We start from the raw sequence: 14,129 nt of genomic DNA on the forward strand, positions 1-14,129 counted from the left end.
TATATGCCAAAAATGCCTTAATCTCTACGAATATAAAGGGGCTTAAAATATACTCCCGGGGAGTATTATTTCGCCGTAGAGAGCGTCTGGGCACTCGGTTTATTCGGTAAATACAAAGGTGCTTTTTGTCCGCAGGCGGAGAGCAGGCTGAGGAGTAACAGGGAAGAAATCAGGGTACGCATCTTGAAATGTCTGACACCGTATAAAATGGCGTTTTAAGTGTGAATCAATGCGAGGAGTGTAGCATGACTGAATCTGATTTCCTGACTCTGGCGGAATCTTGCCTGAACCAGGTGGAAGAGATGTTTGAAAAAGCGTTCGACAATGATGAGCTGGATGTCGAATGCAGTCGTACCGGGAATGTGCTGACGATAGAGTTTGTGAACAACGGCTCAAAAATGATCGTCAATAGCCAGGCGCCGATGCAAGAGATGTGGCTGGCTGCGCGCGCTGGTGGTTATCACTATAAATACGATGGTCAGCAATGGCGCAATACGCGCGATGGTTCGGAATTATTTTCGACCTTGTCCGCGCTGGCGCAAGAACAAGGTCGCTGAATTTACCGAATTTACTGAGCTTGCTCTTTCGGTTCTTCAATCACCGGCGGCGTGCTCAGATCGCTGATCCCGGTTCCGGGCGGATTCTCTGCATAATAGAAATCGCCATTCACAGAAATGATGCCATTCGGAACCGGACGTTCTTCGATAGGAATATCTTTCAACGCTTTTTGCATAAAGCCTATCCAGATCGGTAATGCCAGACCACCGCCCGTTTCACGATTGCCGAGATTTTTCGGCTGATCAAAACCTATCCACGCAATCCCCACGATCTTAGCTTGGTAACCAGCGAACCACGCATCGAAAGAATCATTCGTCGTTCCCGTTTTACCTGCCAGATCCGGACGCTTCAGCACCATGGCTTTGGCGGCCGTGCCATAGCGCACCACGTCTTTCAACATGCTGTCGATCAGGAATGCATTGCGTTCATCGATAACGCGGTTGCTTTCGTCGCCCGCCTTATCCGGTTTTGCAGTGACCAGCACATTGCCGTTGTTGTCGGTAATTTTGCTGATCAGATAGGGGTTAATTTTGTAGCCGCCATTCGCAAACACCGCATACGCGCCTGCCATCTGCAATGGCGTTACCGCACCAGCACCGAGAGCGAGTGTCAGGTAAGGTGGATTTTTCTCAGGAAGGAAGCCAAAGCGGCTGGTGTATTCCTGTCCATATTTCGCGCCTATCCGGTTCAGGATGCGAATCGAAATCATATTTTTCGATTTCGTCAGCCCCTTACGCATGGTCATCGGACCTTCGTATTTACCGTCGTAGTTTTTCGGTTCCCACGCCTGACCACCGGTCTGACCTGCGTCAAAACTGATGGGTTCGTCATTGATGATGGTGGCCGGTGATAAACCTTTTTCCAGCGAAGCGGAGTAAATAAACGGCTTGAAACTGGAGCCCGGCTGACGCCATGCCTGTGTCACATGGTTGAATTTATTCAGGTCAAAATCAAAACCACCAACCAGCGCTTTGATCGCGCCATCGGTCGTGCTGGCGGCCACGAACGCCGACTGCACTTCAGGCATTTGCGTGATGACCCAGTTTTTTCCTTCTTGCATCACACGGATGACGGCACCGCGCTGTATACGTTTGTTGGCAGGCGCTTTGGCTGACAAGCCTGAAGCAGCAAAGCTGATACCAGCTTCATCCATGCGGATTTCTTCACCCGAAGCGAGGATGGCGCGTACTGATTTCGGCGTTGCATCGAGCACCATCGCCACCTGTAAGTCATCGCTGTTCGAGTGTTCGGCAAGTGCTTTTTCAATCGCGTCTTCTGCCGCTTCTTTTCCTTCCGGTATGCTGATAATTGCTTCTGGCCCGCGATAACCATGGCGCTTTTCGTACTCCATCACGCCGCGGCGCAAAGATAAATAAGCCGCATCCTGATCTGGCTTCGTGATCGTTGTGTAGACGTTCAGTCCGCGTGTATAGGTATCTTCTTTAAACTGCTCATACACCAGTTGGCGCGCCATTTCAGCGACATATTCCGCATGTACACCGAATTCGCTGCTGTCGGTTTTTGTGACCAGTTCTTCGGCCTTGGCTTGTTCATACTGATCATTGGTGATGTAGCCGAGTTGCCGCATCCGCTGCAGAATATATTGCTGACGTGCAGTTGCCCGTTTCGGATTAACGACTGGATTGTACGCAGAAGGCGCCTTAGGTAAGCCAGCCAGCATCGCTGCTTCAGCGATCGTGAGGTCTTTCAGGTTTTTGCCAAAATAAATTTGTGCTGCGGATGAAAAGCCGTAAGCGCGTTGTCCCAGGTAAATCTGGTTCATATAAATTTCAAGAATCTGATCTTTAGTCAGATTTTGTTCTATCTTCCACGCGAGCAGGATTTCGTAAATTTTTCGTTTAAAGGTTTGCTCGCTCGATAAAAAGAAATTACGCGCGACCTGTTGAGTGATGGTTGAGGCACCTTGTTTGGCGCCGCCAGTCAGATTGTGCAGGGCTGCACGTGTGATACCCAGATAATCAACGCCGCCATGTTCATAGAAGCGATCATCCTCGATTGCAAGAACCGCTTTTTTCATGATGTCAGGGATTTGATCGAAACGGACGACATTGCGTCGTTCCTCGCCAAATTCGCCAATCAGAACATTGTCCGCAGAAAAAATGCGCAGAGGCATTTTCGGTTTATAACTGGTGATCGAATCGAGTTCAGGCAAATTCGGATAGGCCATGGTTAAGGCAAAACCAATGACAAGCGCTAAGGCAACACCTAAACCCAACAGTGTGCCTACGGTAACAATGACGATACGACTGGCAAGGCTGCGTTTTGCGCCTGCCTTATGGGTGTTCTTTGGAGAGAGTTCTTTTTCGTTATCCGTCATGTGTTTACTCAGTAACAATCGCGGCAGACATTATAACGGTTGTCACCTCGACAGCTGTTGAAACCTGATTCCCGGTTTGAGCCCGGACATGAAATTTGCCTGAGCGTGGGGATTTGGCAACGGATTCTGAATATGCCCTTAGGAAAGTTCTTTACCAATACTGGCGATGTTGCTAGCATTTCACGTAGGCTTTTATAAGTGTCTCCTAAATAGCGGTTTTTAAAGAGATTTTTCGGTTTTCATTGATGGGTTTGTTTCAATTTGTAAAAAACGAACACTGAAGTGTTTAAAAAACGAACACTGTCGTGTTTCAAAATTCGGATGTGTTCATGAGGGGGTATTCTTGGCTTTAGATCTTGCTTCACTGCTCGGCAGAAAAAATCCGCCTCTTATCGGGTTGGATATCAGCTCGTTTGATATCAAACTGGTCGAACTTTCTGAGGGTAGCGATAAAGAATACCGGCTGGAACGCTATGCTTCCGAGCCTTTGCCTAAGGGCGCGATTCTGGACGGCAATATCGAAAACATCGAGCAGGTTTCTGACACGATTAGAAAATTGCTGAAGAAAAGCGGTTCCAGTTCAAAGAATGCTGCGGTTGCCATGCCAGCTGCAGCGGTCATTACAAAGAAAATATTTTTACCTGCGACGTTGAGTGATCAGGCTCTGGAAGTGCAGGTTGAATCTGAAGCAAGCCAATACATTCCGTTTTCTATGGATGAGGTCAGCCTTGATTTTTGTGTGATCGGCCCGGCCGCAAATCAGGAAGACGTCGAAGTCATGCTGGCGGCCTCGCGTAAAGAAAAAATTGAAGACCGGGTGGCTGTTGTTCAGGCGGCGGGATTGCAGGCAAAAGTAATGGACATTGAGTCCTATGCGGCTCGCGCTGCAATGCAGCGCCTGATTGAAAAGCAGGCCAACGAGGGACGTGATCAGGTTTTTGCCATTTTCCAAATCGGTACCAAACGCACTTATATCTACATCATGTTCAATGGCGAAGTGGTTTATGAACGTGAGCAGCAATTCGGCGGTGGCCAGCTGACGCAGGATATCGTCAGGAATTACGGACTTTCTCAAGAAGAAGCCGAAATTAAAAAGAAAAACGGTGATCTTCCTGATAGTTATGAAATGGAGTTGCTTGAGCCGTTTTTAGAAAATGCTGCGTTAGAAGTAACCCGCGCAATTCAGTTTTTCTTTACGTCCACTCCTTATACAAGAGTTGATCAGATCTTTCTGACTGGCGGTTGTGCCGTTGTCGCAGGACTTGTTGATATTGTCGCCGAGCGTACGAAAATTTCGACCGCGGTTATCAGTCCGTTTAAGGGGATGGAATTGGGTACAGGAGTAAATGAAAAAGCTTTGCGCAGTGAGGCACCTGCTTACACCGTTGCTTGTGGTCTCGCGCTGCGGAGATTCGACTAATGATAAAAATTAATCTTCTCCCTCATCGAGAGGAAAAGCGTAAACAGCGGGTTAAAGACTTTTATTCCCTGTTGCTGTTGGCAGTGATTATTGGTGCGTTAATTGTTGTGGTGGTTGGTGTATTTAATGCGCGAGAGCTTGCTATACAAACAGACAGGGTGAATTTCATCAAGAGCGAAAATGCAAAGCTCGACGAGAAAATTAAAGAGATCGCTACTTTGAAGCAAGAAATCGATTCGCTGAAAGCGCGTCAGCAGGCCGTAGAAGATTTACAGAGTGACCGGAATCAGCCAGTATTTTTATTGAGTGAGTTGGTCACGCATACTCCGGAAGGTGTTTATTTGCGTGCATTGAAACAGGATGGGCAACGTGTGACCTTGAATGGGTATGCGCAATCGCAAGAGCGGGTTGCCGAATTTATTCGCAATCTGAGTAATAACTCAGAATGGATGTTTAAGCCGGAGTTGATCGATATCCATACAACAGGAATCGGCCAAGGCAGGGACGCTAAAAAAGTTTCAGACTTTACTGTGAATGTTGGCATTAAACGTCCGCGTGAAAAAGAAGAATCGGCATCCGGTGTTGCGGCTACCCCGGCAAAAAATACGAGTGCTCCGAGTCCTGCTCGATAATGTAAAAAAGGAAGATCAGGAATGGCAACAAATGTAAAAGAAATTTTTGACGGGATCAGTGAGCAATTCCGTGACCTGAATGGATTACATCCTGGTTTGTGGCCTATCGCGCCACGAGTCGCTATGGCTTTCGGCTTGATGCTAGTGGTTCTGGTGTTAGGTTGGTTTTTTTATTGGGATGGACAAACAGAGGAAATAGACCAAAAACTGCAGGAAGAAGTCAAGTTAAAGCAGGACTACCGCGACAAAATGCAGCAAGCGATTAATCTGGATGCTTTGAAAGATCAACGTGGGTTGGTGTTGCAATATGTTGCTACGATGGAAAAGCAATTACCAAGCAAGGCCGAAATGTATGCGTTGCTGTCGGATATTAATCAGGCGGGAACAGGGCGAGGCTTGCAATTTGATTCGTTTAAACCTGGCGTTGTTATCGTCAAAGATTACTATGCTGAGTTGCCAATTGATATCAAGCTTGCTGGCAGTTACCATGATTTAGGTGAATTTGTTGCTGACATTGCAAAATTACCGAGGATCGTTACTTTGAATAATTTGGCTCTGACAAGCAGCAAAGACGGAGGGTTGACTTTGGATGTTGTCGCTAAAACATTCCGCTATCTGGATAAGGATGAAGTTTTAGCCCAGGCTAACCTGAAAAAGGCAGCAAAGAAATGATGTTTAGATATTTTAAAATACTAATACTGCTGTTACCCGCAGTTTTGCTTGCTGCTTGTGGCGACAATGGTGTTTCTGAGCTGACAGAGTGGATGAACTCGGTGAAGAAAGAGACTAAATTGTCGATTCCTAAGCTGAGCCCCCCTAAAGTGTATGTTCCTGTTGCTTATTCTGGTGCAGCGGACATTGATCCATTTAATCCCGCTAAGCTTCTTGTTGTGCTGGCACGAATGAGAGATTCAAGTAATGGTTTCAAACCTGATATGGACAGACGGAAAGAAGCTTTAGAGGCATTCCCTCTTGATGCATTGAAAATGGTTGGTGTGATTGAAAAATCCGGTGTTAAGCAAGCTTTGGTGCAAGCAGATAAAACCGTTTTTCAGGCGAAAGCTGGTGGTTACATTGGACAAAATTTTGGCCTGATGACACGAATTACTGATTCTGAGATTGAAATTAAAGAAACCATTCAAGATGCATCAGGGGAGTGGGTTGAACGTAACGTTAAGCTTGAGTTGCAGGAGAGTAAGAAATGAACGCGTTGATAAATATAAGTAAAAGGGGCGCCATGTTTTTTAAAGCCTGTATCTTCATGATGCTTGGTATTAGTCAGTTTGCTTTTGCCCAATCGAATAGTATCGAATCAGTGGTTGCTAACCAACAAGGCTCCAATATTGTTGTGAAAGTTGGTTTGAAAAATCCAATCACAAAATTACCTGCTGGGTTTTCTATAGCGAATCCAGCTCGCATCGCACTTGATTTTGCTGATGTTGCGAACGCAACGGGTAAGACAACAGTTGATGTCAATATTGGCGATTTACGCACAGTGACTCTTGTCGAGGCCTCAGGTCGGTCCAGGATGATATTCAATCTGAATAAACCTCTGAACTACGCAACCGTGATTGAAGGTAAATATCTGATTGTTACCATTGATGGTTCTGGCGGTGTTGCAACTGCAGTGAACTCACAAGGACTTCCCGTTAATACTGAGAGTCCAATAGCGACAAAGCCACAGATACGTGATATTGATTTCCGTCGCGGAGTTACTGGCGATGGTCGGATCGTTGTTGATTTGCCTCTAAATCAAATCGCTGTGGACGTGCGCCAACAAGGGCAAAAGATTTTGGTCACCTTCCAAAAAGTTGGTTTGCCTGAAGTCTTACGTAAGCGTTTAGATGTCGCTGACTTCGGTTCCCCCGTGCAGATCATTACGACTACTCCCGTTGGCGATAACGTGCAGATGGTGATTGAGCCAAAAGGATTATGGGAGCAAAGTAGCTATCAAAGTGACACACAGTTTGTGCTTGAAGTGAAGCCTATCAAAGAAGATCCGAACAAACTGACACAGGGTACACAAGGTTACAGAGGTGAACGCCTGTCATTTAACTTCCAGAACATTGAGGTTCGGGCAATTTTACAAATTATCGCCGAAGTCAGTGGCCTGAATGTTATCGCTAGCGATACCGTAACCGGAACTATTACTCTGCGTCTGAAAGATGTTCCTTGGGATCAGGCATTGGACAATATTATGCAAATCAAGGGTCTTGATATGCGTAAGAACGGTAATGTTATCTGGATTGCGCCTAAAGATGAATTGTTAACAAAAGAGAAATTGGAGCTGGAGCAAAAAGCGCAGATTGCAGAGTTGGAGCCGGTGAAAACTGAATCTTTCCAGTTAAATTATCAAAAAGCCGAGGCATTTAAGCAGGTCTTTGGTGTCGATGGTGCGTCTACAAATCGTATTTTGTCTAAACGTGGTAGTGCGGTGATCGAACCTCGCACCAACCAGATATTTGTTACTGATATTCCTTCAAAGCTTGAAGAAGTGCGGAAGTTGATTCAAAAAACAGATATCGCTTCAAAGCAAGTGTTGATTGAGGCAAGGATTGTTGAAGCAGATGATAAATTCAGTAAAAATCTAGGTGCAAAACTAGGGTTCACGGATCTGCGTGGTTTACGAGGTGGCGATACCGGGTACTCCGTCAGTGGAAATCAACGAGTTGCTTTGACTGGTAATTACCTAGGTGTTGGTGAGCAAACCGGTCAGGCTAAAATTACCGATGGAAGTTTCGTCCCTAACTCACAGTTTGTCAGTCTGCCTGCTAGCGGCATTAATGGATCAACTCCAGGTAGTTTAGCTATCAGTTTGTTCTCTGCTGCGGCAAATCGTTTCTTGAATTTGGAATTATCCGCGTTGGAAGCCGATGGTAAAGGTAAGATTATCTCTAGTCCTAGGGTTGTTACCGCTGATCAATTGAAGGCTTTAATAGAGCAAGGTACTGAATTACCATACTTGGTGGCAACTTCCAGTGGTGCTACATCGATTTTCTTCCGTAAAGCAACTTTGAGATTGGAAGTGACACCTCAGATTACCCCTGATGGCAACGTCATACTGGATGTTGAAGTGCATAAAGACAGCGTTGGTCAGGAAACACGTATGGGTTATGCAATTGATACTAAAGAAGTGAAAACGATGGTCTTGGTTGAAAACGGCGGTACCGTTGTGTTAGGAGGGATTTTCCAGCAGACCGAACGTGATAATATTACGAAAATACCATTTTTTGGTGATATTCCGCTGTTTGGTAACTTGTTTAAGAGTACCGGTCGCACAAATGACAAAACTGAATTGTTAATTTTCATTACGCCTAAAATCGTAACTGATAAGTTTAGTGTGAAGTAAAACGGAACTTAGACTAACAATCAGGTTTGATAATTCTTAGCTTAACTACAGGTGGTACATGAAGACGTTTTTTAGGATGGTTGCTGGCATATTCTTGCTCTCAATATTGTCGGCGTGCGGTGGTGGCGGTGGATCTGGTGGAAGTAGTGCGTTTGGCACCGATTCCGGAACCGGTTCGACCCTGAAGACGGGAAAAATGGATGTTACTCTGTTTGATAGTAATGCTAATCCTACGAATGTAATTAACAATGCTAACGGATTGATTGCCCGAGCGAGGGTGTACAACAATAATGGAACACCAGTTGCTGGCGTTGTGGTGACGTTTACTATTGACAATGCCAATATCGCAACTTTGTCGCCGAGTTCAGGTTCAGCTCTGACAAATCAAAACGGTGTCGCTGAAATTGCCATTAAAGCCGGTAATCCAGGCGCGACTACCATAACCGCTAACGCAATATGGACAGGATTTGCAGCAATTTCCGCAAAAGCATCGTTCTCCGTTGGCTCGCTTCCTGACGCAGTTCCATTTGCCGTTAATTTTGTTTCTGCAAGTCCTAGCAATAAGTCGATTGTGATCAAAGGGGCTGGCGGAAATGGTCGCACCGAAATTGCATTGTTGACCTTCAAAGTTGTTGATAGTAACAACGTTGGCATCGCTAACAAAAAAGTCAACTTTGTTGCGAGAAGTTCTGCACTTGTCAATTTAGCGACCACTTCAGCGACAACCGATTCAAATGGGAATGTGGTTGCAACCGTTTCTTCTGGCACGCAACCTACATCTGTCATAGTCAGTGCAACAGTTGATGGAACCAGTATCACAACAAGTTCTGATACGGTCGCCGTGACAACAGGTATAAGTACCCAAGATAGCTTTACTTTAGCTACAGAGAAAACCAACGTTGAAGGATTTGATTTTGCAGGTATTACCAACCAATTAACTGTGTTTTTGGCAGATGTAAATGGTGGTGTAGTTTCGAATGACGCGGCAGTTGTTTTTACAACTAATAGTGGTGCTATCGTTGGTGATGCCGGTAATTCTGATACGGCTAGGTGTTTAATAAAAAATGGTAGTTGTTCTGTGATCTGGCGTAGCCAAAATCCATCATTGTCATTGGTGACCGTGATAGCAACAACCGTTACTGCCGCAGGAAATTTATCTACCAGTGTCTCTTTTACCAATAGTGCTTCCTGGAACCCTATCATTGTCGGGTTGCCATCCAGTGTGACCTTCGCAAGTGGTTCATGCACTGCGAAGAGTTTTAACGTCACCATTTCAGATCGAAATGGTTATCAGTTGCCAGCAGGTACTGCATTGAGTTTCGCTGATACAAATAATGTGACTGTAACAGTATCTCCATCCACTATATCGGCTTTAAATGTCAAAGGAACAATCTCAACTTCTCACACATTGACTTTTACACCAACTGACAAATGTCCTCCAGGAACTGGTACTACAAATTTCCAGATTGAAACATCTAATAAGGTTAAGCAGTCCTACAATATTCCTGTAGTTTATAATTGATCCGCGCTCTTAAATCTTGAATTCTTTATGCAAAAACTGGCATCAAGTGTCGTCATGTTTGTCGTGTCGGGCTATTGCCTTCGCAGTTGAATAGTTGTTGTCGATTTAGACGCAATACGAGCCGGATGTTAGCTAAAAATAGCTAGCCGGTTCGTGTCGCATTGGTCTTATGCATTATCTTCCTTCTCTGGCATAGGTCTGCAGCGAATAAATAGTAAAGGTGTTGCTCAATCTAATGTGCAGGCACACATTAGATTGAGCAACACCATTGATTTTTTCGTGTTAGATCAACATTTGGAATGTTCAATATTCATCTATATTGGAATTGAAAAAAATAGAATTGAACGTACACATCAGACTGCCACTTTGATATGAGAACAGAATGTATATGTTCGATTGACGTAATACAGTTAGGTTGTCGAAGCAGTGTCTAATCAGTGTGGTAGATTGTGTACAATATGAGTATCCCCGATTTGCTCCCGTGAAGAACATAGCTTGGGACATTTCTTTCTTTTTGATTTTGTGCAGAAGGTATTGGGGCAATGAGTGACGGTAGTATTTTTCTAATAGGTTTGATGGGCTCCGGCAAAACAACAGTTGGCCGGGCCTTGGCAAAGAAGCTTAATAAACGTTTCATTGATTCAGATCACGAAATCGAGGCGCGTACAGGCGTTTCGATTCCGGTGATTTTTGAAATTGAAGGTGAAGTCAGTTTTCGTCAGCGAGAGGCTGAGGTGATACGTGACTTAACCGCGCAAGACGGTATCGTGCTGGCAACAGGTGGAGGTGCTATTCTGAATAATGATAGCCGCCGCTATCTGCAAGAGCGCGGTACCGTTATTTATTTGCATGCGAGTGTAAATAGTATTCTCCAGCGTACCCGTAACGATAAAAACCGCCCCTTGCTTCGTACCGCAGATCCGCGTAAAAAACTCGAAGAACTTGAATCTCAACGTCACCCCTTATATCAGGAAATTGCTGATTTGGTCATAGAAACCGGACGCCCGAATGTTCAGCATCTGGTACAGAACATTCTGGACAAGTTGCCACGGTCCAACGTCAGCGAACGATTCCCTCAGAAACATCTCAGTATGCATAAAACAGAAGCCGGATTTCACACACTGAATGTTGAATTAGGCGATAGGTCTTACCCTATCACTATCGGTGCTGGTGTATTAAATGATGCATCCGTGTTGGCAGATCGCATCAAAGGTAAAAATGTCGTTATTGTCACCAACACCGTTGTCGCACCCTTGTATTTATCTAACCTGGAAAAAGAACTGCGCAACCTTGGTAAGGTAACTAGTGCCGTGATTCTTCCTGATGGTGAGGAGCACAAACACTGGGGCAGTCTGATGATGATTTTTGATCATTTACTGTCGCAAAAGTGTGATCGTAAAATCACTTTGATTGCGCTTGGCGGTGGCGTGATCGGCGATATGACAGGATTTGCTGCCGCTACATACATGCGCGGTGTTCCATTCGTGCAGATTCCAACGACATTATTATCTCAGGTAGATTCGTCGGTCGGCGGTAAGACCGGCATTAATCATCCGCTCGGCAAGAATATGATCGGCGCGTTTTATCAGCCTCAGGCCGTTATTGCAGATACCTCTACTCTGGATACGCTACCGGATAACGAATTATCTGCAGGTCTGGCCGAAATCATCAAACATGGCGCGATCATTGATCTGGCATTTTTTGAGTGGCTGGAAGCGAATATGCAGAAGCTCCGGGCAAGAGATGAACAAGCCCTAGCTTACGCTGTTATCCGCTCATGCGAGATTAAAGCCGATGTGGTCAGGCAGGACGAGCGGGAAGGTGGTTTGCGCGCAATTTTAAATTTTGGGCACACCTTTGGACACGCGATTGAGTCTGGCCTGGGATACGGAAAATGGCTGCATGGTGAAGCAGTTGGCTGCGGCATGGTCATGGCCGCGGATCTTTCCTGCCGTTTAGGCTATATTGATTTTGTGACTAAAACCAGAATTAAACAGTTGGTTGAAGCTGCGGGTTTGCCGGTCATTGCGCCTGACCTTGGTGAACAGCGTTGGTTAGAATTAATGGAAGTGGATAAGAAAAATGAAGGTGGGCAAATCAAATTTATTTTGCTAAAACCTTTAGGTCATTCCGTCATTACCAATGTGCCGGAAGAATTACTATTACAAACTTTACGTCACTGTATTCTTGACCATAAATGAATTTCACAGACGATCATCTGGCACCATACGCCGCCCAATCAGCAACATCACGAGGGCGGCTTTTTATTGAGCCGTCATCCGGTTCACGCACTGAGTTCCAACGCGACCGGGATCGTATCATTCATTGCTCGGCATTCCGGCGACTGGAATATAAGACCCAGGTGTTCGTGAATCACGAGGGTGATTTGTTCAGGACGCGGCTGACACATAGCCTGGAAGTCGCCCAGATAGGTCGTTCTATCGCGCGTAACCTGCGGCTAAACGAAGACTTGGTAGAAGCGATAGCACTCGCGCATGATCTCGGTCACACGCCCTTCGGGCATGCAGGGCAGGATGCCTTAAATGCCTGTATGCAGCCTTATGGCGGCTTCGAGCACAACCTGCAAAGCCTGCGTATCGTCGATCAACTCGAGGAACGATATGCCGGCTTTGATGGATTGAACCTATGCTTTGAAACTCGCGAAGGTATTCTCAAACATTGTTCCGTGACAAACGCCGCTGCGCTCGGTGATGTCGGGCAGCGGTTTATTAATAAAACCCAGCCCGGCCTTGAAGCGCAACTGACCAACCTCGCGGATGAGATTGCCTACAATAATCACGATATTGATGATGGATTGCGCTCCGGTCTGTTGACCGAGGCTCAGATGATGGAAGTCGATTTCTTCGCCCGCCATCGTGCCGAGGTCAGTGCGGCGTATCCGGGTGTACAGGGCCGTCGGGCAATTTCAGAAACCATACGACGGATGATTAACACCCTGATCACGGATCTGATAGAAACCTCTGCCGCACGTATCCGTGATTGTGCTCCCCAGTCTGTTGATGATGTCAGAAACAGCAGCAAACTGATCGCTTTCTCGGATGCCAAATTCGAAGAAGCAAAGTTGCTTAAGCAATTTTTACATCACCAGTTGTACCGGCATTATCAGGTCAACCGTATGACCTCGAAGGCGCGCAGAATCATTAAAGAATTATTCGATGCAATGATAGCGGAGCCTAACTTGCTGCCGCCGGATTATCAGGTGGGGCATGAATCGCGTAGTAATGATAATGGCGACTTGCAGGCGCGAAAAATTGCCGATTACATCGCCGGCATGACGGATCGTTATGCAATACGTGAACACAGACGTCTGTTTTCCATGCAGGAAATTTAATCTGCTGCTGTATCAAATCTATTGTGGAGTTAGTTATGTTTTCTGATCATTCCTTATCTAAAAGACGCTTTTTGCTGGCGGTTTCGCTGACGACGATAGCGATGTCTGTCCACGCGATTTCTTTCAGTGATTTAAGTAATAAAGACGCAAGCACTGGCTTGAAAGCGGCGCTGGATAAGGGGAGTGTCGCCGCGGTCGCCAAACTTGGCGTGGAAAACGGTTTTCTGAATAATGAGAAGGTCAGAATACCGCTGCCATCGGTGCTGGAAAAAGCGCGACCAATATTGAAAATGACCGGAAAGTCGCAGCAGCTTGATGAGCTTGTGTTGTCAATGAACCGTGCCGCAGAATCAGCCGTGCCATTGGCGAAGCCCTTGTTAATCAACGCGGTCAAATCAATGACACTGACTGACGCTAAAAATATTCTGACTGGTGGCGAGACATCGGTCACTGATTTTTTCAAAGAGAAAACAGCGGCACCGTTAGCGGTCAAATTTTTGCCTCTGGTGAAGAATGTAACGGATAAAGCGGGCTTATCTTCCAAGTACAACAATATGATGGGGCAGGCACAGAAATTCGGTGTCGTCCCGGCGCAAGAGTCAACGGTGGAGGGTTATGTGACGCAGAGAGCATTAGATGGTCTGTACCTCATGATTGCGGAAGAAGAAAAGGCGATACGCAAAGATCCACTTGGTTCCGGCAGTAAAGCGATCAGTCAGGTTTTCAGTTTGTTGAAATGATTCTGGTCGTGTTGCATGTTGATTGTCTCTTTTTGCGCTCTTGACAAAAATCAATTCTGATCAGAATTGGTGAAAAAAATTTCGTCTTTTGATGAAACGGATTTGATGAAAAATTCTTTTCTCTGCGGAAACCCAGAAAACATGAGGTCTTCAACGGGATTGTGAATGTCGCGTGTTAACAGAAAATAGCTTGCGTAGTTTTACTTAAGTAGCTTTTG

The 14,129-nt window shown here is 45.7% G+C and carries 12 protein-coding genes; 10 read left to right on the forward strand and 2 right to left on the reverse strand.

What is annotated here, in order from left to right; all coding sequences use genetic code 11:
- Positions 1–65: 65 nt before the first annotated feature.
- Positions 66–182, reverse strand: coding sequence for an LPS translocon maturation chaperone LptM (lptM, locus tag KDM87_RS18000; RefSeq protein WP_186884661.1), 117 nt, complete (start codon positions 180–182; stop codon positions 66–68).
- A 63-nt stretch (positions 183–245) separates the two neighbouring features.
- On the opposite strand from lptM, the gene cyaY reads away from it, so the two are divergent.
- Positions 246–557 (forward strand): iron donor protein CyaY, encoded by a 312-nt coding sequence (cyaY, locus tag KDM87_RS02665; protein ID WP_212677629.1) that lies wholly within the window; start codon positions 246–248, stop codon positions 555–557.
- Positions 558–568: 11 nt separating this feature from the next.
- On the opposite strand, the gene KDM87_RS02670 is transcribed toward cyaY, so the two are convergent.
- Entirely contained in the window at positions 569–2,896 is a 2,328-nt protein-coding gene (locus KDM87_RS02670) for a penicillin-binding protein 1A (protein WP_212677630.1), read from the reverse strand.
- A 343-nt stretch (positions 2,897–3,239) separates the two neighbouring features.
- Here KDM87_RS02670 and KDM87_RS02675 point away from each other — a divergent pair, with 343 nt between their 5' ends.
- From KDM87_RS02675 to KDM87_RS02715, 9 genes are all read left to right on the forward strand, one after another.
- Positions 3,240–4,316 carry a pilus assembly protein PilM gene (locus tag KDM87_RS02675; protein WP_212677631.1) on the forward strand — a complete coding sequence of 359 codons (1,077 nt, stop codon included), beginning with the start codon at positions 3,240–3,242 and terminating at the stop codon, positions 4,314–4,316.
- Positions 4,316–4,948 (forward strand): PilN domain-containing protein, encoded by a 633-nt coding sequence (locus KDM87_RS02680; protein WP_212677632.1) that lies wholly within the window; start codon positions 4,316–4,318, stop codon positions 4,946–4,948. Before KDM87_RS02675 ends, KDM87_RS02680 begins: the two co-directional genes overlap by 1 nt.
- A gap of 21 nt (positions 4,949–4,969) precedes the next feature.
- Entirely contained in the window at positions 4,970–5,620 is a 651-nt protein-coding gene (locus tag KDM87_RS02685; protein ID WP_212677633.1) for a type IV pilus inner membrane component PilO, read from the forward strand.
- On the forward strand, positions 5,617–6,153 hold the full coding sequence (locus tag KDM87_RS02690) for a pilus assembly protein PilP (RefSeq protein ID WP_230407546.1): 537 nt from the start codon (positions 5,617–5,619) through the stop codon (positions 6,151–6,153). The genes KDM87_RS02685 and KDM87_RS02690 overlap by 4 nt, the downstream gene beginning before the upstream one ends.
- Before the next feature lie 32 nt (positions 6,154–6,185).
- Positions 6,186–8,297 (forward strand): type IV pilus secretin PilQ, encoded by a 2,112-nt coding sequence (gene pilQ, locus KDM87_RS02695; RefSeq protein ID WP_212677930.1) that lies wholly within the window; start codon positions 6,186–6,188, stop codon positions 8,295–8,297.
- A 58-nt stretch (positions 8,298–8,355) separates the two neighbouring features.
- Positions 8,356–9,819 (forward strand): Ig-like domain-containing protein, encoded by a 1,464-nt coding sequence (locus KDM87_RS02700; protein WP_212677634.1) that lies wholly within the window; start codon positions 8,356–8,358, stop codon positions 9,817–9,819.
- A 542-nt stretch (positions 9,820–10,361) separates the two neighbouring features.
- Positions 10,362–12,020 (forward strand): bifunctional shikimate kinase/3-dehydroquinate synthase AroKB, encoded by a 1,659-nt coding sequence (aroKB, locus tag KDM87_RS02705; RefSeq protein WP_230407547.1) that lies wholly within the window; start codon positions 10,362–10,364, stop codon positions 12,018–12,020.
- The gene (locus KDM87_RS02710; RefSeq protein ID WP_212677635.1) at positions 12,017–13,171 is read left to right on the forward strand and encodes a deoxyguanosinetriphosphate triphosphohydrolase; all 1,155 of its coding nucleotides are present in this window, start codon (positions 12,017–12,019) and stop codon (positions 13,169–13,171) included. Before aroKB ends, KDM87_RS02710 begins: the two co-directional genes overlap by 4 nt.
- A gap of 35 nt (positions 13,172–13,206) precedes the next feature.
- The gene (locus KDM87_RS02715) at positions 13,207–13,911 is read left to right on the forward strand and encodes a DUF4197 domain-containing protein (RefSeq protein WP_212677636.1); all 705 of its coding nucleotides are present in this window, start codon (positions 13,207–13,209) and stop codon (positions 13,909–13,911) included.
- Positions 13,912–14,129 lie beyond the last annotated feature (218 nt).

It is taken from the genome of Cognatundibacterium rivi (assembly GCF_018139565.1).
Lineage (GTDB): Bacteria > Pseudomonadota > Gammaproteobacteria > Burkholderiales > Burkholderiaceae_D > Undibacterium > Undibacterium rivi.

Bases quoted from the DNA above. Each gene is read 5' to 3' on its own strand.
- lptM (WP_186884661.1), bottom strand. From the start codon at position 182: ATGCGTACCCTGATTTCTTCCCTGTTACTCCTCAGCCTGCTCTCCGCC.
- cyaY (WP_212677629.1), top strand. From the start codon at position 246: ATGACTGAATCTGATTTCCTGACTCTGGCGGAATCTTGCCTGAACCAG.
- KDM87_RS02670 (WP_212677630.1), bottom strand. From the start codon at position 2,896: ATGACGGATAACGAAAAAGAACTCTCTCCAAAGAACACCCATAAGGCA.
- KDM87_RS02680 (WP_212677632.1), top strand. From the start codon at position 4,316: ATGATAAAAATTAATCTTCTCCCTCATCGAGAGGAAAAGCGTAAACAG.
- KDM87_RS02685 (WP_212677633.1), top strand. From the start codon at position 4,970: ATGGCAACAAATGTAAAAGAAATTTTTGACGGGATCAGTGAGCAATTC.
- KDM87_RS02690 (WP_230407546.1), top strand. From the start codon at position 5,617: ATGATGTTTAGATATTTTAAAATACTAATACTGCTGTTACCCGCAGTT.
- pilQ (WP_212677930.1), top strand. From the start codon at position 6,186: ATGTTTTTTAAAGCCTGTATCTTCATGATGCTTGGTATTAGTCAGTTT.
- KDM87_RS02700 (WP_212677634.1), top strand. From the start codon at position 8,356: ATGAAGACGTTTTTTAGGATGGTTGCTGGCATATTCTTGCTCTCAATA.
- aroKB (WP_230407547.1), top strand. From the start codon at position 10,362: ATGAGTGACGGTAGTATTTTTCTAATAGGTTTGATGGGCTCCGGCAAA.
- KDM87_RS02710 (WP_212677635.1), top strand. From the start codon at position 12,017: ATGAATTTCACAGACGATCATCTGGCACCATACGCCGCCCAATCAGCA.
- KDM87_RS02715 (WP_212677636.1), top strand. From the start codon at position 13,207: ATGTTTTCTGATCATTCCTTATCTAAAAGACGCTTTTTGCTGGCGGTT.